This window comes from Bradyrhizobium tropiciagri (genome assembly GCF_001189845.1).
GTDB classification, from domain to species: Bacteria; Pseudomonadota; Alphaproteobacteria; order Rhizobiales; family Xanthobacteraceae; genus Bradyrhizobium; species Bradyrhizobium tropiciagri.
On the sequence record NZ_LFLZ01000071.1, the window covers coordinates 1 to 23,772 of the forward strand.

Annotated in this window: 21 protein-coding genes; 7 read left to right on the forward strand and 14 right to left on the reverse strand. The window is 64.2% G+C overall.

Going from position 1 to position 23,772, the window contains the following annotated elements; translation table 11 throughout:
• Nucleotides 1-218: 218 nt before the first annotated feature.
• Entirely contained in the window at nucleotides 219-440 is a 222-nt protein-coding gene (locus AKN84_RS35885; RefSeq protein ID WP_244485685.1) for a hypothetical protein, read from the forward strand.
• Here AKN84_RS35885 and AKN84_RS35890 read toward each other — a convergent pair.
• Entirely contained in the window at nucleotides 388-1,359 is a 972-nt protein-coding gene (locus AKN84_RS35890; protein WP_050425162.1) for a LysR family transcriptional regulator, read from the reverse strand. The genes AKN84_RS35885 and AKN84_RS35890 overlap by 53 nt on opposite strands.
• 86 nt (nucleotides 1,360-1,445) lie before the next feature.
• On the opposite strand from AKN84_RS35890, the gene AKN84_RS35895 reads away from it, so the two are divergent.
• Nucleotides 1,446-2,528 carry a YeiH family protein gene (locus AKN84_RS35895; protein ID WP_050425163.1) on the forward strand — a complete coding sequence of 361 codons (1,083 nt, stop codon included), beginning with the start codon at nucleotides 1,446-1,448 and terminating at the stop codon, nucleotides 2,526-2,528.
• A 12-nt stretch (nucleotides 2,529-2,540) separates the two neighbouring features.
• Here the strand turns inward: AKN84_RS35895 and AKN84_RS35900 are convergent, their stop codons facing one another.
• On the reverse strand, nucleotides 2,541-3,554 hold the full coding sequence (locus AKN84_RS35900; RefSeq protein ID WP_050425164.1) for a formamidase: 1,014 nt from the start codon (nucleotides 3,552-3,554) through the stop codon (nucleotides 2,541-2,543).
• Between the two features lie 191 nt (nucleotides 3,555-3,745).
• Between AKN84_RS35900 and AKN84_RS35905 the strand changes: the two genes are divergently transcribed.
• Nucleotides 3,746-4,420 (forward strand): cysteine hydrolase family protein, encoded by a 675-nt coding sequence (locus AKN84_RS35905; RefSeq protein WP_050425165.1) that lies wholly within the window; start codon nucleotides 3,746-3,748, stop codon nucleotides 4,418-4,420.
• Between the two features lie 147 nt (nucleotides 4,421-4,567).
• Here the strand turns inward: AKN84_RS35905 and AKN84_RS35910 are convergent, their stop codons facing one another.
• Nucleotides 4,568-5,557, reverse strand: coding sequence for an AraC family transcriptional regulator (locus tag AKN84_RS35910; RefSeq protein ID WP_050425166.1), 990 nt, complete (start codon nucleotides 5,555-5,557; stop codon nucleotides 4,568-4,570).
• A gap of 595 nt (nucleotides 5,558-6,152) precedes the next feature.
• Nucleotides 6,153-6,704, reverse strand: a complete 552-nt coding sequence (locus AKN84_RS47860) for a hypothetical protein (RefSeq protein ID WP_162240926.1) — start codon at nucleotides 6,702-6,704, stop codon at nucleotides 6,153-6,155.
• An 88-nt stretch (nucleotides 6,705-6,792) separates the two neighbouring features.
• Between AKN84_RS47860 and AKN84_RS35915 the strand changes: the two genes are divergently transcribed.
• On the forward strand, nucleotides 6,793-8,655 hold the full coding sequence (locus AKN84_RS35915) for an autotransporter family protein (RefSeq protein WP_162240927.1): 1,863 nt from the start codon (nucleotides 6,793-6,795) through the stop codon (nucleotides 8,653-8,655).
• 224 nt (nucleotides 8,656-8,879) lie between these two features.
• Here the strand turns inward: AKN84_RS35915 and AKN84_RS35920 are convergent, their stop codons facing one another.
• The 3 genes from AKN84_RS35920 to AKN84_RS35930 all read right to left on the reverse strand — a co-directional run bounded on the left by AKN84_RS35920 (nucleotide 8,880) and on the right by AKN84_RS35930 (nucleotide 11,707).
• Entirely contained in the window at nucleotides 8,880-10,049 is a 1,170-nt protein-coding gene (locus AKN84_RS35920; protein ID WP_050425168.1) for a tetratricopeptide repeat protein, read from the reverse strand.
• Nucleotides 10,050-10,335: 286 nt separating this feature from the next.
• A complete protein-coding gene (locus AKN84_RS35925; protein WP_050425169.1) occupies nucleotides 10,336-10,863 on the reverse strand; it encodes a hypothetical protein in 528 nt (175 codons plus the stop codon).
• Nucleotides 10,864-10,936: 73 nt separating this feature from the next.
• A complete protein-coding gene (locus tag AKN84_RS35930) occupies nucleotides 10,937-11,707 on the reverse strand; it encodes an alpha/beta fold hydrolase (RefSeq protein WP_050425170.1) in 771 nt (256 codons plus the stop codon).
• Nucleotides 11,708-11,922: 215 nt separating this feature from the next.
• Here AKN84_RS35930 and AKN84_RS35935 point away from each other — a divergent pair, with 215 nt between their 5' ends.
• On the forward strand, nucleotides 11,923-12,885 hold the full coding sequence (locus AKN84_RS35935; RefSeq protein ID WP_050425171.1) for an AraC family transcriptional regulator: 963 nt from the start codon (nucleotides 11,923-11,925) through the stop codon (nucleotides 12,883-12,885).
• A gap of 189 nt (nucleotides 12,886-13,074) precedes the next feature.
• Here AKN84_RS35935 and AKN84_RS35940 read toward each other — a convergent pair whose 3' ends face one another.
• The 4 genes from AKN84_RS35940 to AKN84_RS35955 form a co-directional block, all read right to left on the reverse strand.
• The gene (locus AKN84_RS35940; RefSeq protein WP_050425172.1) at nucleotides 13,075-13,899 is read right to left on the reverse strand and encodes a carbohydrate ABC transporter permease; all 825 of its coding nucleotides are present in this window, start codon (nucleotides 13,897-13,899) and stop codon (nucleotides 13,075-13,077) included.
• Nucleotides 13,896-14,747 carry a carbohydrate ABC transporter permease gene (locus AKN84_RS35945; RefSeq protein WP_244485686.1) on the reverse strand — a complete coding sequence of 284 codons (852 nt, stop codon included), beginning with the start codon at nucleotides 14,745-14,747 and terminating at the stop codon, nucleotides 13,896-13,898. Before AKN84_RS35945 ends, AKN84_RS35940 begins: the two co-directional genes overlap by 4 nt.
• 164 nt (nucleotides 14,748-14,911) lie before the next feature.
• A complete protein-coding gene (locus AKN84_RS35950; RefSeq protein WP_050425174.1) occupies nucleotides 14,912-16,234 on the reverse strand; it encodes an ABC transporter substrate-binding protein in 1,323 nt (440 codons plus the stop codon).
• Between the two features lie 231 nt (nucleotides 16,235-16,465).
• Nucleotides 16,466-17,320: a VOC family protein gene (locus tag AKN84_RS35955; RefSeq protein ID WP_050425175.1), complete on the reverse strand. Its 855-nt coding sequence runs from the start codon at nucleotides 17,318-17,320 to the stop codon at nucleotides 16,466-16,468.
• A gap of 130 nt (nucleotides 17,321-17,450) precedes the next feature.
• Here AKN84_RS35955 and AKN84_RS35960 point away from each other — a divergent pair, with 130 nt between their 5' ends.
• Together AKN84_RS35960 and AKN84_RS35965 are read left to right on the forward strand one after the other, a co-directional pair.
• Entirely contained in the window at nucleotides 17,451-18,818 is a 1,368-nt protein-coding gene (locus tag AKN84_RS35960) for an NAD(P)/FAD-dependent oxidoreductase (RefSeq protein ID WP_050425176.1), read from the forward strand.
• A 154-nt stretch (nucleotides 18,819-18,972) separates the two neighbouring features.
• On the forward strand, nucleotides 18,973-20,160 hold the full coding sequence (locus AKN84_RS35965) for a 6-phosphofructokinase (RefSeq protein ID WP_050425177.1): 1,188 nt from the start codon (nucleotides 18,973-18,975) through the stop codon (nucleotides 20,158-20,160).
• A 58-nt stretch (nucleotides 20,161-20,218) separates the two neighbouring features.
• On the opposite strand, the gene AKN84_RS35970 is transcribed toward AKN84_RS35965, so the two are convergent.
• Genes AKN84_RS35970 through AKN84_RS35980 form a run of 3 tightly spaced genes read right to left on the reverse strand, consistent with a single transcriptional unit; the run spans nucleotide 20,219 to nucleotide 23,651 of the window.
• On the reverse strand, nucleotides 20,219-21,844 hold the full coding sequence (locus AKN84_RS35970) for an ABC transporter ATP-binding protein (protein ID WP_050425178.1): 1,626 nt from the start codon (nucleotides 21,842-21,844) through the stop codon (nucleotides 20,219-20,221).
• On the reverse strand, nucleotides 21,841-22,671 hold the full coding sequence (locus AKN84_RS35975; RefSeq protein ID WP_050425179.1) for an ABC transporter permease: 831 nt from the start codon (nucleotides 22,669-22,671) through the stop codon (nucleotides 21,841-21,843). Before AKN84_RS35975 ends, AKN84_RS35970 begins: the two co-directional genes overlap by 4 nt.
• 2 nt (nucleotides 22,672-22,673) lie before the next feature.
• Nucleotides 22,674-23,651, reverse strand: a complete 978-nt coding sequence (locus tag AKN84_RS35980) for an ABC transporter permease (protein ID WP_050425180.1) — start codon at nucleotides 23,649-23,651, stop codon at nucleotides 22,674-22,676.
• Between the last annotated feature and the right edge of the window lie 121 nt (nucleotides 23,652-23,772).

Here is a 23,772-nt window from a genome sequence, read left to right on the forward strand (position 1 = left end):
AATCCGACCTCTCCCCGGACGGGGAGAGGTGAACCAAGACCGCGCCAAACCGATTCAACCCAAACTCATCCCGCCTTAGGCGCCGAGAAGGAAATACTCCCCGGCCGGGGGGGCCGGAAAACGTCCTTCCAAGGTGCGGGTGCAAAAGGCATTCCACGACCCTTGCATCCACCCCCGTCGTCGCGACATTGTTACGGTATTCCCTGATGGTTACGACAATGAGCCAATCCGCATTCGACCCCTTCGGTGAGCCGGTTCCCGCGGTCGATCCTTCGGCTGCGAGCGAGGGCGTATCGAAATGGCTGAAGACCGCGGGCACCAGCGTGTTCTGGGTGCTGGTGGTCGGCATCGTACTGGCACGCGCGGTCTATTTCGAGCCCGGCGTATTCAGCTTCGAGCGTGCCGTTGCCTGGGCGCAGGGTCTGTTCGCCGCGCTTTAGCTGACGGCATCCGCGGCGCCGTTTTCGCGGCCCGCGTCTCCCGAATGATCCCCTCGAACGCCACCGCCGCCGGCACGTCCAGCCGGCCGGGCGATTTCAGCTGCCACAGCGTGCGTTCGATATGGACGCCCTTGATCGGGATCACCTTGAGCTTTCCGAGCTTCACCTGATCGTCGATCGTCGCGATCGACACGATGGCGACGCCGACACCTGACGCCACCGCCTGCTTGATCGCCTCGGTGCTGCCGATCTCGAGCGTGCGTTGCGGCTCGACGCGATGGGCGGCCAGCGCCTGCGCGACCACCTCGCGCGTGCCGGAGCCGGGCTCGCGCACGATCAGGATCTCGTCGTTGAGCAGGCGGACGTCGATCGGGCCCGCGGCAGCCGCGAAGCGGTGATCGGGGCCTGCGATCAGGACCATCACGTCGGTGCGCCAGGCATCGCTGCTCAGGTTCTCGTCCTCGACCGGCCCCTCGACCAGCGCGATCTCGATCTCGTGTCCCAGCATCAGCGCCGCGATATCGCTGGTGTTGGCGCTCACCACATGCAGGTCGATGCCGGGGAAGGCGCGGTGGAACACGCCGAGATATTCCGGGATCATGTAGGTTGCGATCGTCGTGCTGGCGCCGATCCGCAGCGAGCCGCTGTCGAGGTTGCGCAGCGCCTGCAACTTGTCCTCGGCGGCGCGCTCGGCCGCGAACAGCGTCTCGGCATGGCGGGCCAGCGCCGCGCCCTCCCGGGTCGGCCGCACCCCCTTTGGCGTACGGTCGAGCAGCCGGCAGCCGACCTGCAGCTCGAAATCCCGCACCCCCTTGGAGATCGCCGGCTGGCTGATGTGCAGGAGGTCGGCGGCGCGGGAGAAACTTCCAGTCCTCGCCACGGCCGCGAACAGGCGGAGCAGATGCAGGTTAAGGGACATAACTTCTCTCTATCGGGGCAGTCCGAAAAGATATTAGCCAAGAGGCCCGCCCTGGCGCATAAAATCTTCTCCGAAAAGAGGATTTCGTGCCGGAACAACAACAAGATCAGGGGCAGAAGAAGGGGGTGCTGAAGGGCATCATCCTGCTCATTCCGGGCATTCTGCTGTGTGGCGTGGTCACGGTCATCTCGCTCGGCGTCCAGGCCGCCGAGGAGCGGGTTTTCGACCACCCCTATATCGAGGCTCTGGTCGTCGCGATCCTGCTCGGGATGGCGGTGCGCACCGCCTGGAAACCAGCGGAGCGCTGGCGCTCGGGCATTGCCTTCAGCGCCAAGCAGCTGCTCGAGGTCGCGGTGATGCTGCTCGGCGCGTCCATCAGCTTCGCCGCGATCCTGGCGTCGGGCTGGCTCCTGATCGGCGCCATCGCGGCGACCGTCGTGATCATGCTGGCGGTGAGCTATGGCCTCGCCCGCCTGCTCGGGCTCAAGACCAAGCTCGCGATCCTGATCGCCTGCGGCAATTCGATCTGCGGCAATTCCGCGATCGCGGCGGTGGCGCCCGTGATCGAGGCCGATGGCGACGACATCGCCTCCTCGATCTCGTTCACCGCCATTCTCGGCGTACTGATGGTGCTCGGCCTGCCGCTGCTGATTCCGCTCTTGAAGCTGACGGCGACGCAATACGGCATCCTCGCCGGGCTCACGGTCTACGCCGTGCCGCAGGTGCTGGCGGCGACCGTGCCGGCCGGCATTGTCTCGACCCAGATCGGCACGCTGGTGAAGCTGGTGCGCGTCCTGATGCTGGGCCCGATCGTGGTCGGCCTCTCGCTGTTCGTGGCGCGGCGGCGCAAGGCAAGCACCAAGGCCGGGCCGGCCAAGGAAGGCGCTGCAAAGGCCGCCTCGATCAGCCCGTTCAAGCTGGTGCCCTGGTTCATCATCGGCTTCCTGGTGCTGGCCGCGCTGCGCTCGTTCCAACTGGTGCCCGACGTCGCGATCGCGCCGGTGACCAAGACGGCGGCGATCCTCACCGTCGTGTCGATGGCGGCGCTCGGGCTCGGCGTCGACGTGCGCGTGCTCTCGACCGTCGGCGGCCGGGTGACGGCCGCGGTCACGCTGTCGCTGATGCTGCTGCTCGGCTTGAGCATCGGTCTGGTGCATTTCTTCAAGTAGCCGCCGGGGCGGCTACTCGGCGGCCTTCGCGGTGTTGCCGAACATCCGCGTCGGTGCGGCAAAGCCGCAGGACGTGCCGTCGGTGATCTTGACCTGATCTTCCCAGGGCAGGCGGAAGCGGCCGGACACCATGTCCTGCATGAAGGTGTAGGGGCAATCCATCGCGCCGCCTTTCACCGCGACATAGCCGCGGTGCCACAGCTGATAGATGTTGTTCTCGACGCCCCAGTTGATCCGCGCCTCGCGCACGAGATCGGGCCGCACCTCGGCGGTGATGATCTCGTCGGCCCGTCCGGTGGTCCCGTGCGCGATGATGCTGCCGTCGAAATTGACGATCATGCCTTCGCCCATCGAGTCGAACGACCCGTCCGAGCCGCACATGCAGACATTGGCCGTCACCATCAGGTTCTGGAACGCGTTGGCCTGGTTGGTGAAGCGCCAGCTGTCGCGGATCGGCGCGGTGTAGCCCGCGGTGCGGATCATGATCTCGGCGCCCTTGTAGGCGCATTCGCGCGCCATCTCCGGGAACATGCCGTCATGACAGATGATCAGTGCGATCCTGGCGCCCTTCGGTCCATCGATCACGGGAATGCCGATGTCGCCCGGCTCCCACGGCTCGACCGGGATCCAGGGATGGAATTTGCGGTAATACAGCTTGATCTCGCCGTGATCGTCGATGATCAGGCCTGAATTGTAGGGATTGCCGTGCGGGTTGAACTCCATGATGGAGAAGCAGCCCCAGATATTGTTGTCGATGCAGGCCTGCCTGAAGGCCGCGACTTCGGGCCCGTCGAGCCGGCACATGATCTCCGGATTGGTATCCATCGAGAGGCCGTGCAGCGAATATTCGGGAAACACGACCAGGTCCATGGTGGCGAGATTGCGCCGCGCCTTGCCGACCATCCAGACGATGCGCTCGGTCTGTCGTGCCAGATCGGCCTTGGTCGCAACCACCGGCAGCTGCAGCTGCACCAGTCCGATCACGACGCCATTGGGTGACTTGTTGAGGCCGCCAAGTCCATTCATGCCTGTCCTCCCGCCTATCTTGAAATGGGCTGTCATTTCGCGAACGACGATCGTCGTTCGGTCGGGCTCCCAGCTAGCAACGATCATGCCAGCAGTATCGGACGATCGGCAAATCAGCTGCCGGTGATTGCGCAATGGCACGCGGTTTGCTTAATCAAGCGCGGATCTTCTCGCATTCGGGGGCGTGCGCCATGGCGAATTCAGGCGGGACAATCGCGGCGGAGCCGGCGCCGATCACGCTCGACTGGAGCAAGACCGCGCTCGTCATCATCGACATGCAGCGCGATTTCATGGAGCCTGGCGGCTTCGGCGAGACGCTCGGCAATGACGTCAGCCAGCTCGCCCGCGCGGTGCAGCCGATCGCCGCGGTGCTCGCGGCGGTGCGCGACGCAGGCCTGCTCGTGGTCCATACCCGCGAGGGCCATCTGCCCGATCTCTCCGACGCGCCGCCGGCGAAAGTCGAGCGCGGCGCGCCGAGCTTGCGGATCGGCGATCCCGGGCCGATGGGGCGGATCCTGATCCGTGGCGAGGCGGGGCACGACATCATCCCCGAGCTCTATCCGCTCGAGAGCGAGATCGTGATCGACAAGCCCGGCAAGGGCGCGTTCTACGCCACCGAGCTCAGTGACATCCTCAGCAAATACGGCATCGAGAATCTGCTGGTCTGCGGCGTCACCACCGAAGTCTGCGTCAACACCACTGTGCGCGAGGCCAACGACCGCGGCTATCGCTGCGTCGTGATCTCGGACGGCTGCGCGTCCTATTTCCCTGAATTCCACGAGATGGGCATGAAGATGATCAAGGCCCAGGGCGGCATCTTCGGCTGGGTCACCGATTCAACCGCGGTGCTTGAGGCGCTCGCGTAGTTAGTGCTCCTCGATTCCGAAGTTCGTATAAGAGTGAGCCGCATGTGCTTGCGAACTTCGGAATCGGTGCGCCATCCACTACGCAACGAAAACGAAGAGCCTAGGCGCGATAACGATTCGATCCGTATCCATCGCGACCTAACGCGCTCAACGCCGCATCGTGGCGCGGACGTCGGAGGGCGTCGCGCCGTAGCGGCGGCGGAACGCGCGGTTGAAATAGGACAGATCGCCGAAGCCGGCTTCGAACGCGATGTTGCTGATGTTGCTATCGCCCCGGCGCGGGTCGGTCAGCAGCCGATGGCTCTGCGTCAGGCGGGCGTCGAGGACGAATTCGGTGAAGCTCGTTCCCTCGTCGGCGAACAGGCGCTGAAGACTGCGCGGCGAGAGACTTCGACGCGCCGCGACGGTGTCCAGCGTGAGGTCGGGATCAGAGCAATGCGCATGGATGTCGGCTTTGGCGGCGGCAAGCCGCGCGGCGCGTAGGCCCCGGTCCCTCGCCAAAGCCGTCCCGTCGCGGGTGGCGCCGATCACCAACGCCGCGAGGTCGTAGATGTGGGTGACGACGACTTGCCGTAGTTCGGGTGTCGACATCGGACTCATGCGGATCAGTTTTTGGAGATAGAAGGTAAGCAGTTTAACGGCTTCGGTATCGCGCGGCACCGGGCGCATGAGCGCATCTTCTGGATACGACACGAGCTGCGTAAGCGCGTTGCGCCGCAGCCGCAGACTGAGGAAGCGCGCGAATGACGGACAGATGCTCACCCACGGCTCCGCGGTCGACATCAGGATGGCATCGCCGGCAACGCCGGTGACCTCGCGGCCCCGGTGCGATAAGACGAGCGCGCCGCTCAGCGAGATGCGGAGCACGAGGTGGTCGGTGCCGTCGAGCAGTTCGTGCGTCACGGCAGTGCGTAGATTGCCGAGGGTCCAGGATCCAAAGCACAGCTCGGGCAGGGCCTGCGCCGTCGTCTCGGCGTGGAACGGCCCGTCATGCAACGGCATTGTGTCGAATTGAAAGACGCGGCGTCCGATCGCTTCGCGCCATATCGCGAGCCGGTTCTGCGCCGGCCATTCGGCGGTCGAGAATCGGAGCGTGGTGGGCTCTGGGGACTCTGACATCATGGGCTCGTGGCGCATCTATTCTGATCTGTGTTGCCGCATTGTGGCGCGAGTGTCCCGCTCCCGACGCTTGTATCACCTTGCAGCGAATACTTTTACAGCCATCGGGACACTTGTGTGACTTTGGATTTGACGTTCTTGCGAATGACCCGCTGCGATCCTGTCCAATCCGCCACACCGGGGTTCAAAAAGTCGGGGCTGTCGTCTCCGTCCAAGTCCGTGTCGCTCCAACCCAAGCAGGCTCAATCGGCCATCCCTACACGTCGTATCCCTAGGAGTCGACGAGGGAGTTTGGGGTGCAGGTCTCAGAACAGGACAGGACGCCGGCCGGCGCGATTGTTCCATGCCGGATCGGCGTGCGCGCGGGTTCGATGGCCCGCGTCATGCTCTGGCCGTTGCTGCTCGGCGCAATCCTGATGCCGCGGCTGGGCGAGGCGCAGGACGCGACATGGAGCGCCCATCCTGTCTCGAACGACTGGACCGATTCCGCCAACTGGAGTTCCAACTTCCCGCCGACGGGGACGGCGACTTTCGGCGCCTCCAGCCAAACCGCGATCACGCATCCGGGAATAGTCTCGGTCGGGACGATTGTGTTGAACAGCGATGCGCCGGCCTACAGGTTCAGTGTGGGCCTGACGTTTACCGGCCGGGGAATCGTCAACAAATCAGGCTCTGCTCCGGTTTTCGACAATGGAGTTGGCTTTAGTAACGCCAGTTCGGCCGGTAACGCCATCATCAACACGACTTCTGGCGGGGCCTTTTTCAACAACACCAGCACCGCGGCCAATGCCACGATCAACAACGCCGGCACCGTTCTCTTTGCGGACAGCAGCTCGGCCGGCAACGCCACTATCAACAGTCTCAATTCTATTATTGCCGAGATACATTTTTCCAACACCAGCTCGGCTGGCAACGCCCATATCAGTAACGGCTTCTCTCTGACCTTTGACGACCACAGCACGGCGGCCAACGCCATCATTGCCAACCCTCGCGGCGGTGACGTGATTTTCGCCGCCAGCAGCACGGCTGCTAACGCAAGCATCACCAACAACGAAATTGTGAATTTTGAATTTTCCAGTACCGCCGCCAATGCCAGCATCACGAACTTCGGCAACGGCAGGCTCTTTTTTGGTGATGCCAGCAGCGCCGGCAATGCGACGATCATCAACAACGCCGGTGGGCTGACATTCTTTAGTGCTCAAGCCACTGGCGGTAATGCGCGTTTCATCAACAACGCGGGCGGCGTGTTCGACATGTCGAACTTGGCAAGCGCCGGCATGACGGCGGGCTCGATCGAGGGGGCGGGATCGTTTGTCCTTGGCGGCAAGACGCTCACTGTCGGCTCCAACAATCTCTCCACGGAGGTGTCCGGCGTCATCAGCGGCACCGGCGGCGGCCTTACCAAGGTCGGCACCGGCGCGCTGACGCTGTCAGGTATCAACACCTACACGGGCGCAACGGTGGTCAGTGCCGGAACGCTCGCGGTCAATGGCTCGATCGCGCAATCCGCGGTAAGCGTCAACGGCGGCGGCACGCTCGCCGGCGCCGGCACCGTCGGCGCGACCACGATCGCCGGCGGTGGTACGGTCTCGCCTGGCGGTGGCGCGGGTGGCGCGATCGGCACGCTCCATATTGCCGGCAACATGGCTATGCTGCCGGGTGCCATCTACGCCCTCGACCTCAACGCGGCCGGACGGAGCGGCAGGATCGTTGCGAGTGGAGCAGCCAATCTTTCCGGCGGAACCGTGCGGCTGGCGTCGGTGAACGGTTTCCTCCTCAACGCGCCCTACACGATTCTGACCGCAGCGGGAGGAAGGACCGGCACGTTCTCGGGCTTAATGTCCGGCACCAGCAGCTTCGCCTTCATCTCGCCCAGCCTGACCTACGATGCAAACGACGTGTTCCTGACGTTTGCGCGCAACAATGTGCGCTTTGCGAGCGCAGCGCAAACGCGCAACCAGATCGCGACGGGGGCCGGGTTAGACGGCCTCGGCCGCGGGCCGGCGTTCAACGCGCTCGCCTTCAGCACGACGCCGGCGCAGGCGCGCTTTGCGTTCGACCAGCTCTCCGGCGAGCTGCACGCGAGCGCGGCGGGCGCAATGCTCGATGAGTCGCGAGACGTCCGTGACGCCGTGATCGGCCGGCTGCGGCACCTTTCGGCAGCGCGGACGGACCGTCTGCGGCGCTCGCCGGCATCGGTCCTCAGCGTCGCGATCGACGGCAGCGGCGCCTTGGCCTACGCGGCCGAACCGGCCTTCAAGGCCGCGCCGAAATTTTTGCCGCAGGAGAGCGTGATGACCGCCTGGGCGCAAGCCGTCGGCGATTGGGGGCACACGGGCAGCGACGGCAATGCCGCCGCGCTCAGGCGTGAGACCGGCGGCGTCATCTCCGGTGTCGACGCCACTTTCGACGCGCGCTGGCGGGCCGGCTTTGCCGGCGGCTACACCCAGTCCTTGCTGCATGTCGATGACCGCCGCTCCGCCGCCACCATCAACAATTATCACCTCGCGCTCTATGGCGGTGGCCAGCTCGACGCCTGGGCTCTGCGTGGCGGCGCCGCCTTCACCGCGCACAGCATCGATACCGATCGCGCGATCATGTTTCCCGGCTTCTTCGACGCCGCCAAGGCGAGCTACGACGCCCACACCGCCCAGGTGTTCGGCGAGATCGGCCGCGGCTTCGCACTTGGCCGTGTCGCGCTCGAGCCGTTCGCGGGGCTGGCTTATGTGCATCTCGACACCGGCCATTTTACCGAGACCGGCAGCGCGGCGCTGAGCGGCGGCGGCGGCGCCTTGGCCACCGCCTTCACCACGCTCGGGCTGCGCGGCGAGGGCGCGGTAGCGCTGGCTGACGGCAAGCCGCTGACGGTGCGCGGCACGTTCGGCTGGCGGCACGCGTTCGGCGATGTGAGGCCGGAAACGCTGCTGGCGTTTTCCGGCGGCGGCACACCGTTCACGGTTGCCGGCGTGCCGATCGCGCGCGATGCGTTGCTGGTCGAAGCGGGTCTCGGCTTCAACCTAGCGCACAATGCCAGCGTTGGCCTCATCTATTCGGGACAGCTTGCGCGTGATTCGCACGATCACACCGCCAAGGGCGAGATCAACTGGAAATTCTAATGCTCACACGAACGGGCGAGAGGACGTTTGTACAATTTCTGAATATTAGAACAATATCCTAGAGCTGACCCACGTGCCCGGCCAGCACGATGCCGAACACGAAGTTATTGCCGCTCAACCGTAGCGATCATATACGCGATCTCCTTGTCAGCAATTCGGAAACGCTGCGCTCAAAGGCTCAGCATACCGTTGCACGTCAAGTGGACCACCGTCTTTCAAGCAATTTAGGGGCTGTTCCCCGACCCATTTGACGCACGAAACGTGGCTTGGGAGCCAAGCTGCGGCTTCAAGACCAGGTCGAAGCTGGAGCGCGTTTTTCCGTCCTGGAACACCACGCCGTTCGGGCTGAAGGCGACCTTGTCCGGGTGCTTGTTCAACGTCTGCCATTTGCACGATATGGCGACGATACCATAAGCTGAAACCGGCTTGACCTCTCCGGGGTCCGCCACGCCATTGCCATTGGCATCGCGCCAAAGCGCGAGGCCGGCCAGTTCTTTGCCCGTCAAAATGCCGTCGCGGTCGTCATCGAGTGCGGCCAGCGGCGCGTATCCGTTGTTCCAAAACATCCAGAACGTGACGTTGCCGAACAACTGCCGGCCGCTGGTGATTTTGCCATCGAGCTTCGGGTCGCTCACCAGCCAGGCAGCTTTGGGCGTAATCCAGCTCCATTCGCGATCCAACCCGCTGCCGTCGACGTCGAATGTCACCCGCGCGTCGGGTGCTTCGAGGTCGGTGGTAGTGAGCCCATCGGCCAGCGGCACTGCGATGGGAGTGACCGGGTATGGCAGCTTTCCCATGGTGGCGGCGTGGTCCTTCAGCGTCTCGATCTCGCGCTTGTCCTTCTCGGCGTCGAGAAGCGGGACGAGGTAAGAGACGACTTCGCCGGTCAGAGTCCACCCGCCCATTTTACTGTCCGTCAGGCTCTTTTCCTCCTCCCAGGCGGCGCTTGCGATCGTTCGATATTGCTTCACCGCATCGTCTTTCCTGCCGGCCTGCTCGGTCAGCCAGGCGAGGCCGAGCCGGATGACAAGGTTATCCTTGTCCAGTTCCAATGCCTGCTTGTACGCTTTCAAAGCGGCTTCCAGATGCGCCTGCGAGGCGGCATTCAAAGTGGGGTCAGAGGCAGTCGTTACCGTACCGAAAGGAACGGCCGGCGGCTGAATGCCATGGTAGGCCTTCGGTACAGTCAGCGGGTCGGACTTCTGAGCGTAAGCCATGCCATGCGCACGACCAAGGTTCAGCAACGCCTCGACGCTGGTAGGATCGTCCTTGGCGATCTTCTCTAGGTTCTCGATAAGCCTTGCGACCGGGATCCGCTCCTCTTCCACGCCCATCCACCTGCCGAGCGCCGGCGACGTCGCGGCAAAGAAAACCACCAGCAAGAGCAAGCGCACGGCGACTCCGACTTGTAAGGGAGATTGTGGTCAATTTATCCGGTGCACACTGACGTTGCTAGGGTCTGGATGGAGCTTGTGGCGCATACACGGACTAGTCGCTGCTAGGAAAAGTGTTTGTCGCCTGCCATTGTCGGTTCATGGGCCCTTAGCCGACATGACCAAACGCGCCTCTCTTGTCGGCTTCTGACGATAATGCAGACGCCGTTCGGCAGGCGGACTTATGGGTACGGCCTAGTTGCGGACCCGGCCTCATTGGCGCGCAGCCATCGCCGGATCAAAATGCCTACCCCTTCGCGGCGGGGACGGGCGGCACCGGCAGAATGATTTCGGAAGCGACCTTCCAGTCCTTTCCGACGCGAAGCCAATCGATGATCATTAGAAACGGCCTGGCTGTTCCATCCTGCCCCGCATAAGACACCGTGATGTTCATCGGCACGTAGGATTCGGCGACGTCGCGCGTCAGGCCGACAATTTTGAGCTTCGAATAATCTGGCTCGAGTACGACCAGGCCGGAGCTGCCGATATCATGCAGCTTTTGATCAATCGCCTCGTTGCCCCAAAAGCCGGCCCAGTTGCCCTCGGACTGGACCGCGCTCTTGGCCACCAACAGGGTCGAGGGTGATTGCCAGAACATCCCGTGCAGAGCCTTGAAATCGTGCTTGTTGGCTAATTCCAGCAGCTTGCCGAACTTGGATTTTATCGCGCTGAGGCTAGCAGCATCCAGCGGCTCTTTCCCGACGGCGGAAGCAGACGCGACAGGGCCGGTGGCAAGAGCTGAGGCAGCGATAGCGACAAGCAATGTCTTGTGCATGCAGGAAATTCCCTTCGAACGTCTGGCTCGCGTCGAGACCGCTCCCGGCATGAACGTGTCGGGAGCGGCGCTGTCACTTCGCGAGTGCGGCCTTTTCAATCACCTCGGCGACTTCCTTGGCATGAACGACGAGCGAGGCATGGCTGCCGGCGACTTCCGTCGTCTGAGCCTTCATCCTGGCTGCGAACGACTTCTGGGCCTCCGGCGCGATGACTTTGTCCTTGGTGCTGATGGCGTAGAACGTCGGCTTGTCATGCCAGGCCGCAGTGTCGACGGGGGCTTCGAACGCAACGTGGTTCAACGGAAGCTGCGAATTGGCCAGGTGCGCAGCGATTTCCGGCGGTAGGTCGGCCGCGACAGCCGACGGAAACACCTTGGGATCGATGTACAGATTGCCCTTCGCGTCGGGATGGATCGCATTGCCGCCTTCCGTCGGCGGGCCGGCCTTTGCCAGTGACGCCAGGGATTCGCCGACCTCCGGCGCGAAGGCGGAAACATAGACCAGCGCCGAGACCTTGGGATCGTTGCCGGCTTGCGTGATCACCACGCCACCCCAGGAGTGGCCGACCAGAACGGTCTTGCCGTTCTGCTTCGCGAGCGCTTGTTTGGTGGCATCGACGTCGGCGGCAAGCGAAGTGAGCGGATTTTCCACGAGCGTGACGTTGTAGCCTTTCCTCGTGAGAATATCGGCAACGGGTTGCCAACTGGTCTGGTCCACGAAAGCGCCGTGCACCAGCACGATGTTGTGGGCTGCGCCCTTGGGCAGTTCGGCGGAATTGGCCGAGCCGACCAACGTCGATCCGGCCAGGAGTATGGTGGCGGCTGAGAGCAGGAGATTTCGCATCGAGTGTTCCTGTTGACGTATCGGACGAACATAGTCCGAGGGAATGGGCAGGCGTTTCCAGCGAGGTCGCGGTTCTTCCATCTGCCGTCGGCGAAATAGTTGCCGCACGTCACGTCGGCCCGCGGCGGTATGACGTATTCCACGGCCCCTACGGACGATAGAGATCAATCGTCCGGATGTTGTGTCGGATCGTCCGCAGGCCTAATCTCGGCGGCATGGATATACTCGCCCAGGTGCTCGATCGCGTTCGTCTCAGCGGGACGCTGCTCTTTCACTTCGAGCTGGGCCATCCCTGGCGTCTTGAGTTGCCGGCACGTCCCTACGCTCTGTTTCACTATCTCAGCCAGGGCTCCGCGACCCTTGCGGTCGGACAGGGGAAGAAAATCCAGATGACTGGGGGCGACTTTGTCGTCATCACGCGCGGAGAGCCCCACGTGTTTTATTCGGATCGCCGGGCCGAGCCTCTGCGGATTATGGATATCGATCGATCGTCGCCGCGTCTTGGCTTCATTCGTCACGGCGGCCGTGCAAAGCCGCTCTCGGCCATGCTCTGCGGCAATTTCACGGTGTCGCGGCCGCTGTTTGGCAACGTGCTGGAGTTACTTCCACGCGTGCTCTTGCTGAAGCCAACGGCGGACAGTGGTTGGCTTGAAGCAATCCTGCGCCGCTTGATGAGCGAGTCTGCGACCGAGCGTCCCGGTCAACGCGTCGCGCTTTCGCGATTGACGGAAGTGCTCTTTGTCGAGGTGCTCCGAAGCTGGATCGCGTCTCTCGGTCCCGGAGAAGGCGGGTGGCTCGGAGCGATATCGGACCCGCACATCGGGCCCGCACTGAAGCTGATCCACGAAAACCCGGAGCGGCCCTGGGCCCTGAGCGACCTCGGCCGCCGCGTGGGGCTCGGCCGTTCGGCATTTTCGGCCCGTTTCACCAGACTCGTCGGCCAGTCCATGCATCGTTACGTCATCGAGCGACGGATGGCAGAAGCCGCGTTCCTGCTCGAAACCAGCGACGAGCCGATCGCACGAATTGCGAGCCGGGTCGGTTACGAGACAGCGGCGGCGTTTTCGAAGCTGTTCCACCGGCATCACGGCCTGTCGCCCGGCCGGTATCGAGCGGCTCGACGATCCGACGGCGGAAGAAGGCAAGGGGACGCTCAGGAAGCAGAAGTTGCCGAATGAGCTTGGTTCAGCTGCCTTGGTGCGGGCGGATGTTTGCACAATTTCTGAATATTAGAAATATATCCCTGAGTTGCCCGACGCGTCAAGTTGCCTCGCTGAACGCGGGGGTGCCGCCGGCCCCTTTGCATGGGGTTGTTTTTCGATATTTTGGCCGAGCCTCCCGCGACGGCCCGATAACTTCATCTTGCCCTAGCCGCCCTTCACCGCACCGGCCGTCAGCCCGGCAACAATCTGCCGCTGCGCCAGCACCGTGAGCAGCAGCACCGGCGCGGTCACGATCAGCGCGGCGGCGGCGAGCGGGCCCCAGCTCAGCTGGTCGAACGAGATCATGTTGTAGACCGCGACCGGCAGCGTGCGGGTCTCGCGTCCGGCCAGCACGATGCCGAAGACGAAGTTGTTCCAGGAGAAGATCACCGCGAGGATGAAGGCGACCGCAAGCCCGGGCCTCGCGATCGGCAGCGCGACATGGCGGAACACCTGCCAGCGCGTGGCGCCGTCGATCAGCGCGGCTTCCTCCAGCTCCAGCGGCGTGGTCTCGAAATAGCCGATCATGATCCAGATCACGATCGGCACCGTGACCACGAGGTGGATGATGATCTGCGGCACCAGCGTGCCGAGCAGGCCGAGCCACTGGAACAGCAGGAACAGCGGGATCAGATATGACAGGCCCGGCGTGATGCGCGCGATCAGGATCACGATCGCCGATTTATGCGCCGCCATGCGCGCAATGCCGTAGCCGGCGGGCACGCCGACCAGCATCGCTAGGGCCGTGGCGCAACCGGTGACGACGAGGCTGTTGGTGAAGTAGGTCAGGAAGCGGTTGGAGGCGAACACGTCGGCATAGTTCTTCCAGGCGATATGCTCGGGGAAGAACACCGGCGGATAGGAGGCGTTGTCGATCTCGAATTTGAGCGACAGCGAGGCCATCCAGAGGAAGAACAGGATCGCCGGCGAGACGATGACGAACACCGACAGCCACAGCCCGATCCGTCCGAGGATATAGCGCGGGTTCATGCCTCGCTCCCGAGCTGGGACGTCCACAGCAGGTGCTTGCGCAAGTAGAGCAGCAGCGCCGCCAGAGCCACGATCAAGAGGAAGAACACCACCGCGATCGCCGAGCCGTAGCCGAGGTCGTAATAGACGAAGGCGACGCTGTAGAGATAGACGTTGATGGTCTCCGACGCCGAGCCCGGTCCGCCCTGGGTGATTGCGAAGATGATGTCGAAGCTTTTCACCGCGTCGATCATGCGGATCATGCCGGCGATGAACAGGAACGGCATGATCAAGGGGAGCGTGATGAAGCGGAATACCTGCCAGAAATTGGCGCCGTCGATCTGCGCGCTCTCATAGGGCTCGGTCGGGATCGCGGCGAGGCCGCCGAGCACGATCAGCATCACCAGCGGCGTCCACTGCCAGGTTTCGACCAGCACCAGCGAGGGGATCACCGTCGTCGGGTTGAACACCCAGAGCTGCGGCGGCAGGCCGACCAGCGACAGCAGATAGTTCAAGACGCCGAGCTGCGGGTGGAACATCATGGTCCACACCAGCGCGATCGCCACCGGCGTTGCCATCATCGGCATGATGAAGATGCCGCGGAGGAAACCGCGCGCAGCGAATTTCTGGTGAAAGACGACAGCCGCCAAGGTGCCGAACACCAGCGGCAGCAGCACCGACAGCGCGGTGTAGGACAGCGTGTGCCCGACCGCCTCGACGAAGCGCGGATCGGTCGGCAGCCGCAAATAGTTGGCGAGCCCGACGAAGACCGTGGGCGAGCCGACCTTCCATTCCTGCAGGCTCATCCAGATCGTGAACACCCAGGGAAAGATGATCACCGCGAGCACCACGACGAGCGCCGGGATCACGAACGGCCAGTAGGACGGCGGACGCCATTCACGCGCCGGGGCGGCCTCTCCAGAGCCTACGGCTCTGGACTCTTGCTTTGACGCGTTTTCTTCACGCGAACCGGTACCCACTTCGCTTGAAAACGCTTTGCTGGCCGCCGCCGGCTCAGTCTGTGTCACCACGCTCACGCTTTTTCGCTACGCTCCAGGATGGGGCGGAATTGCTCGTGCGCCTTCTTCAGCTCGGTGGCGGGATCGGCGCCCGACAGCGTTGCGGTCAGCGCCGCACCGACGATGTCGCGGAATTCGGCGACGGGGATGATGACGGGCAGGCCGAGCTTGGAGATCTTGGCGGAATCGACCACCGACTGCAGCCATTCCTTGGTCTTGACGCCCTTGGCGACCTCGGCATCGTCGACGATGGAGTTGCGGAACGGCACGCCGCCGCCGGCCTGCAGCAGGCGCGCACCCTGTCCGCGCGAGACCACCCATTGGCAGAGCAGATAGGCGGCTTCCTTGTTCTTGCTCGCGGCGGCGATGCCGACGCCGTCGCCATAGGTCGACGAGAATTTCCCCTTCGGGCCGGCGGGCACCAGCGTGTAGCCGACCTTGCCGACGACGCGCGAGGCGGCCGGGTCCTCCAGCGGCGGCGCCCAGCCGTCGGCGTCGATCCACATCGCCGATCGGCCTTGCGTGAAGGAGGCCATCGACTCCATCCAGTTGAAGCCGGCGACGCCGGGCGGCGCGCATTTGGTCAGCAGCCGCTGATAGAGTTTTGTGGCCTCGATCGCCTCGGGGCCGTCGGTCAGGATATTGCCCTTCGCATCGAGGAATTCGCCGCCATAGTTCAGATAGAAGTTGCTCCACATCGCCATGTTGGCGTTGCGCAGGCCGCGGCCGACGAAGCCGTAGATGCCTTCCTTCGGATCGGTGAGCTTCTCGGCGGCGACCGCCATCTCGTCCAGCGTCTTGGGGACTTCGACGCCCTTCTTCTGGAACAGCTCCTTGTTGTAGTAGAGGATGAAATAGTCGACCGACCACGGCAGCGACAGCATCTGGCCCTTGTCGTTGCGCGCATATTGCAGGCCGGCCGCCGAGAAATCGCTCTCGACGAGATCCGGCAGCGTCATGCTCGGATCCTTGAGGAAGCCGGACATGTCGGCGAGCCAGCCGGCCTTCTCGAACTGCCGCTTCTGCACGTGATAGCTGAGGTGAACGACGTCGAAGCTCGGCTTGCCCGAGGACAGCTCGATCACGCATTTCTGACGCTGCTGCTGCTCGGGGACCTGCTCCGACTCGACCTTGATGCCGGTGAGCTCGGTGAATTCCTTGATGTATTTTTGCAGATTGTCGCCGCGCGGTCCCTTGGCGAGGCTGACCTCGAGCGTGGTGCCGGAATATTTCTTCCAGTTGACCTCGGCGCGGGCAGGAAATCCGGTCAATCCAACCGCGCCGGCGGCAGCGGTGCCGGCCAGCATCTGCCGGCGCGAGATCAGGTGATGCGACATGTTTCTCTCCCTGGACGGTTCTTGTTTGGGAGAGATACTAGCGTCTCAACGTTCCCTGCCTAGCCCCCACTTGCGCGGCGCCGCTGCATAAAGCCGCGCCGCGCATCCTCCTAAACCCGTCACCCTGAGGAGCGCGAAGCGCGTCTCGAAGGGTCGACGGCCACCAGCTGGGCCGTGCATCCTTCGAGACGCGCGCAAGGGCGCGCTCCTCAGGATGACGGGAAATGGTAGCTATGCCTTGACGAAGGCGAGCAGAGTGCCGTTCGCGGCAGCCGGCGGCACGGTGATGCCGCCACCGCTCTTCACGCCGGTTGCGCCAAGCGCCTTCTCGGCGGCGGCAAGGTCGGCCGCGATCACGAGGCCGGCGCCGCCGCGATCGGACAGGCCATCCAGCGACACGCCGGGATAGCGCTTGCCGAGCTGGCCGATGGTCAGGAACACGAAGTCGGCGCGATCGCCGCCGGACGGCACCGCAACCGCACCGTCGGGATCGTTCCTGACCGCGATATCGATCATCTTCGACAGATGCGCGGCATCGGTCGCGGGATCGGGCGAGACGATCAGCACCTGCTTGAGGCGTTTTGCCCCATTGGCATGCGTCATCAATTCGGGAATCCACACCGTCTCGCGGGTCTTGTGCTGGCAGGCGAAGATGCGAACGCCGCCGGGCGCCTCAGCGGTCGGCCACTGGAAGGTGCGGAATTTCGCCGCCGAGACCGTGCCGTCAGGCAACGTCACCGGGCGTTCGAAATCGGTCGGCCCGATCGGAGGATAGCCGCGTGCGCGGATCTCCTCGGCGCCGGCGGCGGAATCCACCGCGGTGAACGCGATCCGTTCGATGCCTTCGCCGCGCTTCTCCAGGAAGGCGCGCGCCGGAGCGTTATGTTCCGTCGGCGTCAGCACACCGAGCAATTCCATGTAGTCGGGGTCGAACATGATGGTGTAGTTGCCCGATCCCATATGCGCGCTGTGGGTGCCGCGCGGCGACACGGTGAAGCCGAGCCGCTTGTAATTTTCGGCGGCCTTGTCGAGGTCCTTGACCATGACCACGGCGTGATCGATTCCGATGACGTTCTTGAGTGCCACTTGTTGTCTTCCCGGCTGGAATAAGAGACCTTGCTTGATCATGATCTTTTTCGGAAAACCGCTCCGCACTTTTCCGGATCATGCTTTAAAGCTAACCAGAATGCCCGGGCACCCGCAAGAAAGGATCACGATGAGCAGCAATGCCGTGCGCTGGCCCAACTCGCTCTGGGCCGCAGTGACGCCGTCAGGCCCCGAATGCCCCGAGCTGACCGGCGCGCAGCAGGCCGATGTCGTCATCATCGGCGGCGGCTTCACGGGTCTGTCGACCGCGCTGCATCTGCGCGAGGCCAATATCGACGTCGCGATCGTCGAGGCCGCCGAGCCGGGCTGGGGCGCTTCGGGCCGCAACAATGGTCAGGTGATCCCGACGCTGTCGCGTCCCGATCCGGATGACATCATCAAGCGGCACGGCGCAGCCGGCGAGCGCTTCGTCGCGATGCTGCGCGACAGCGCGGCCATGCTGTTCGACGTCGTCAAGCGCTACGACATCGCGGCCGAGCACGAGCAGGCCGGCTGGGTGCAGCCGGTGCATTCGCCGGGCCGCATCAAGATCGCGGAGCGACGGGTGCAGCAATGGTCCAAATTCGGCGCGCCGGTGGAATTGCTGTCGCGCGAGCAGACGAGGGACATGCTCGGCTCGGACGCCTGGTACGGCGGCTTCTGGAACAGGACCGGCGGTCACGTCAATCCGCTGGCGCTGGCGCGCGGCCTTGCGCGCACCGTGCTCGGCCTCGGCGGACGGATCTATGCCCGTTCGCCTGCGCTCGCCTTCGAGCGCCGCGGCGATCGCTGGGTGGTGAAGACCGAGAAGGGTGAAATTTCCGGCCGTGCGCTGGTCGTCGCGACCAATGCCTATAGCGGCGAGTTCGCGAAATCGCTGGTGCCTGAAATCGCGACCGAGGTGATGCCGGTGCTGTCGTGGCAGATGGCGACGCAGCCGCTGTCCGACAACGTTCGCAAGACCATCATTCCCGGCCGGCAGGCGATGTCGGATACCCATGGCGAGCTGTATTTTGCGCGCTACGACGCGCGCAATCGCCTGGTCACCGGCGGCGCCGTGCTCGGGCCCGGTGACAAGACCGGGCGGTTGAAAGCGCGGGTGACCGAGCGGTTGCAACGGCTGTGGCCGCAGATCGGCGACGTCTCCTTCGACTATGTCTGGAATGGCTATGTCGGGATGACCGCCGATTTCCTGCCGCGCATGCACAAGCTGGGACCGAACGCCTATGGTTGGACCGGCTGCAACGGCCGCGCCGTCGCGCTGACGATCCCACTCGGCCGCGAATTGGCGAAGGCTGTCCAGGGCGTGCCGGAGAGCGAGCTGGCGCTGCCGTTCACCGAGCCGGTGCAGTACGTGGCGCACGGATTGCTGCGCAAGCTCGCGCCCTGGATGCTGGTGCTGTACCGGCAGCGCGATGCACAGGAGCTGGTCAGGGGCGATCGCTTCGAGCTGCTGCGCTGGGCCGAGTATTTCCTCGCCTCCCGCCGGTCAAGGTGAAGCGCGGACCAACGTTGCGCTTCGAAGAATGGGAGCCCAAACTGGTCCGGTGGAGCGCCGCGATCACGAGGATTCCGCCGTTGGCGGATCGTGTAGTGGAAACCCCGACGCGACGCAGGCGTTATTGCCACATACCGAGTCCTGGGAGGTGGGCATGGCGAGGAAGCGCATTGGTATTCTCACGGGCGGCGGTGATGTCCCCGGCCTCAACGCGGTGATCAAGAGCGTGACATATCGCGGCAGCGAGGACGACATCGAAGTTGTCGGTCTCCGCCGCGGCTGGGAGGCCCTCACACACCTGAACCTCGACGACCCGGCGAGCAAGTCCCATTACATCATCCCGCTGAACCGCGAAAATACGCGCGTCATCGACCGGCGTGGCGGCACCGTGCTGCACTCGAGCCGCACCAATCCATCCAAGATGAAAAAGCTACCCGATCATCTCGCGGGCCAGGACCTGCCATTCTCGGCAAGTAGCAAGGACGGTACCGCAACCGGGACATGGGACCTCACCAAGCAGGTGCTGACGAACCTCTCGGGGCTTGGTATCGAGCACCTGATCGCGATCGGCGGCGATGATACGCTGAGCTACGCGGACAAGCTGAACGGACTCGGCGTCAAGATCATCGCCATTCCGAAGACGATGGACAACGACGTCCGCAACACCGAGTATTGCATCGGATTTTCGACCGCGATCACCCGCGCCAGCGATGCCATCCAGCGACAACGCACCACGGTCGGGTCGCACGAACGGATCGGCATTTTCCGGATCTTCGGCCGCGATGCCGGATTTACCGCGCTCTACACCGCGTACGCGACCTCGATCCGATGCGCCATACCCGAATTCAAGGTCAATCTCGATAGACTGATCCAGTTGCTGATTGAGGACAAGCGCGGCAACCCGAGCAATTATGCGCTGATCGTCCTCAGCGAGGGTGCCGAGTGGGAAGGTTACAAGGTGCAGGAATACGGCGAGCCTGACGCCTACGGTCACCGCAAGAAGGCCAGCGTGGCCGAAGCGCTTGCCGACGAGATCAAGCGTCGCGCGGGCGAGGAGACCATCGTTTCCGACCTCACCTACGATCTGCGATCGGGTGACCCCGACTTCATCGACAAGCTTGTCGCTCTGACGTTCGGCAACATGGCCTACGATGCCATCCTGGAAGGCAAGTCCGGCCTCATGTCGGCGCTGGTCGATGGCCGCTACGACCTCGTGCCCATCCCCGACGCCAGGCTTGGGCCGCGCAAACTGGACGTCGCCAGCACATACAACACGACGCGCTACCGGCCGAGCTACGGCAACAAGCGGGGATTGCCGATTTTTCTCACCCGCGCGTCCTAGCACGGGACCCGGGAAAAGGACCGTGGCATGACCCGCTGCTGGGACCGCGCGTGGCCAACTAGTCGGCGGCTGTGGAGTGCTCGCGCGCGAACTTGCCGCCGGGAATCGCGGACAGCAGCGCCTGCGTGTAGGGATGTTGCGGCTTGCCGAACACGTCGGCGGTCAGCCCTTGCTCGACCACGGCGCCATCCTTCATCACGGCGACGAGATCGCAGATCTGCGCGGCGACGCGCAGATCGTGGGTGATGAAGATGATGGAGAGGCCGAGCTGCTGGCGCAGCCCGGCGAGCAACTTCAGCACCTGCGCCTGCACCGAGACGTCGAGCGCCGAGACCGGCTCGTCGGCGACCAGCACGTCCGGCTTCAGCGCCAGCGCCCGCGCCAGCCCGATGCGCTGGCGCTGGCCGCCGGAAAATTCGTGCGGGTAGCGGTCGCCGGCGGACGGGTCGAGGCCGACCAGCTCGAACAGCTTTCGCGCTTCGGCGATCGCGGTGGTGCGGTCGGTGCCGTGCACGATCGGTCCCTGCGCCACCAGCTCGGCCGCCTTGCGGCGCGGGTTGAGCGAGGCAAAGGGATCCTGGAACACCATCTGGATGTGGCGGGTCTCGCGCCTGACATCGTCGCGGCCGAGCTTCGCCCAATCCTTGCCGTCGAGCACGATCGAGCCGGTGTCGGGATCGATCAGCCGGACGATGCATCGCGCGAGCGTCGATTTGCCCGATCCGGACTCGCCGACGATGCCGAGCGTCGCGCCACGCGGCAGGCGCAGCGAGACGTTCTTGACGGCTTCCGTGATCCGCGCGCCGCGGCCGAGAAAGCCGTCGGTGCGGTAAGTTTTTGAGACCCCGTCGATCGTCAGGATGTCCTTGCCGGAGAGGATGCGCGGTGGCGGCGCCGTCAGCGGCGGGACCGCTGCGATCAGCTGTTTGGTGTAGGCATGCTGCGGGTCGTTCAGCACCTCGTCGGCGGTGCCTTGCTCGATGATCGCGCCGTGCTGCATCACGACGACGCGGTCGGCGATCTCGGCGACCACGCCGAAATCATGGGTGATGAACAGCACCGCCGTCTTCTTGCGCTGCTGCAAATCACGGATCAGCTTCAGGATCTGCGCCTGCGTCGTGACGTCGAGCGCGGTGGTCGGCTCGTCCGCGATCAACAGCTTCGGGTCGAGCGCGAGCGCCATCGCGATCATGGCGCGCTGGCGCTGGCCGCCGGACAGCTCGTGCGGATAGGCCTTTGCGGCCGCCCTGGGATCGGGGATGCGCACGTCCTCGAGCAGTGACTGCACCCGCGCATTGATCTCGGCCTTGGACAGGCCGGTGTGGATCGCGAACATCTCGCCGATCTGGTCGCCGATGGTGCGCAGTGGATTGAGCGCCGTCATCGGCTCCTGGAAGATCATCGCGATGCCGGCGCCGCGCACCTGGCGCATCTCGGCCGGGTCGGCGGCGCAGAGGTCGCGGCCGTCGAACATCATCCGGCCGCGTTCGATCGTCACCTCGTTCGGCAGCAGCCGCATGATGGCGTTCGCCATCATCGACTTGCCGGAGCCGGATTCGCCGACCACGCAGAGGATTTCGTTCGACGCAACTGAAAGCGAAACGTCGGACAGCGCATGCGGCCGGTCGGCGCCCTTGGGCAGGCGCACCGTCAAGCCGTCGAGCGAAAGGACCCTCTCGCTCATCGGCTCTTCAGCCTCGGATTGAGCGCATCGTTGAGGCCCTGGCCGACCAGCGACACCGCGAGCACCGTGACGAGGATCGCAATGCCGGGGATCGCCGAGACGTACCACTGCACCCGCAGCACATCGCGGCCGAGCCCGATCAGATTGCCCCAGGAGGCGACGTTGGGATCGGACAGCCTTAAGAAAGCGAGCGCGCTCTCCAGCAGGATCGCGACCGCCATCACCACGCTCGCGTAGACGATCACGGGCGGCAGCGCGTTGGGCAGGATCTCGCCGAGGATCAACTGGACGTCCTTCATGCCGAGCGTCTTGCCGGCCTGCACGAATTCGCGGTTGCGCAGCGACAGGAACTCGGCGCGGGTCAGCCGCGCCGGCGCCGGCCACGACACCACGCCGACCGCAATCGTCACCGTGGTCAGCGTCGAGCCGAACACCGCGACCAGCACCAGCAGCAGCACGAAGTTCGGCAGGGTCTGGAATGCCTCGGTGATCCGCATCAGGACATTGTCGACCCAGCCGCCGTAATAGCCGGCGAAGGCACCGACCAGGATGCCGATCAGGATCGCGATCACGGTGGCGACCCCGCCGATCAGGAGCGAGATCCGCGCGCCGTAGAAGATCTGCGCGGCGATGTCGCGGCCGGAATTATCGGTCCCGAGCAGGAAGCGCGGATTGGAGAACGGCCAGATCAGCGGCCGGCCCGCCAATGCCAGCGGATCGCGCGGATAGAGGAAACCCGCACTGACCGCCATCGCGATGACAAGCAGCAGCAGGATCAGGCCGATCACCGCGGCCGGGCTGCGGAAGTAGCGTTTCATTGCCTCCATCGTCAGCTCTCCGCCGCAATGCGTGGATCGAGCCGCGCGTAGAGCAGGTCGACGACGAAGTTCACCGAGATGACCAGCAGCGCCGAGACGAACACGATGCCGAGCAGGGTGTTGAGGTCGCGCTGCACCACGGACTCATAAGCGAGGCGGCCGAGGCCGGGCAGCGAGAACACGCTCTCCACCACGACCGAGCCGCCGAGCATGGTGCCGGCCTGTAGTCCGATCAGCGTCACCATCGGCAGCAGTGCGTTGCGCAGCACATGGCGGGTGATGACATGGGTTTCGTCCAGCCCCTTGGCGCGGGCGGTACGGACGAAATCGAGGTTCAAGACCTCCAGCATCGAGGCGCGCATGATGCGGAGATAGATCGCAAGGAAGATCAGCCCGAGCGTCAGCGTCGGCAGCACCAGATGCGCGGCGATATCGAGCACGCGCCAGATTCCGGTCTGCACGGTGCCGATATCCTCGAAGCCGCCCGGCGGCAGCCATTGCAGATAGACCGAGAACACCACGATCGCCATCAGCCCGAACCAGAACGAGGGCGTGGCGTAGAAGATCAGGCCGAACGTCGAGATCAGCGTGTCCGGCCAGCGGTTGACGCCGCGCGAGGCGATCACGCCGAACACGAGGCCAAAGAAGAACGCGAACGACAGCGACGCGGTCATCAGCAGGATGGTCGGCGGCAGCCGTTCCAGGATCACGGTCGCGACCGGCTTGCCGTAGATCGAGGAGAAGCCGAGGTCGAGCCGCACCAGGTGCCACAGATAATTGCCGAGCTGCGCCGGAACCGAGAGGTCGAGCCCGTAGAACTTGCGCAGCGCCTCGGCGGTCGCGGCATCGCCGCCGCCCATCTGCGCCATCAGCGCATCGACGGTGTCGCCCGGCGCGAGCTGCAACAGCAGGAACACGCCGATCAGGATCAGGAACAGGGTCGGAATCGAGGCGGCAAGCCGCCGCCCCGCAAGGCTCAGGATACGCATGCGTTATCTATAGCGGTTTCGACGGATGTGGACACTGGTGCGTGTCGAGAAGTCCTGGCGCTGGCCACACGTCACCTCGCCCCGCTTGCGGGGAGAGGTCGGATCGCATCGTAAGATGCGA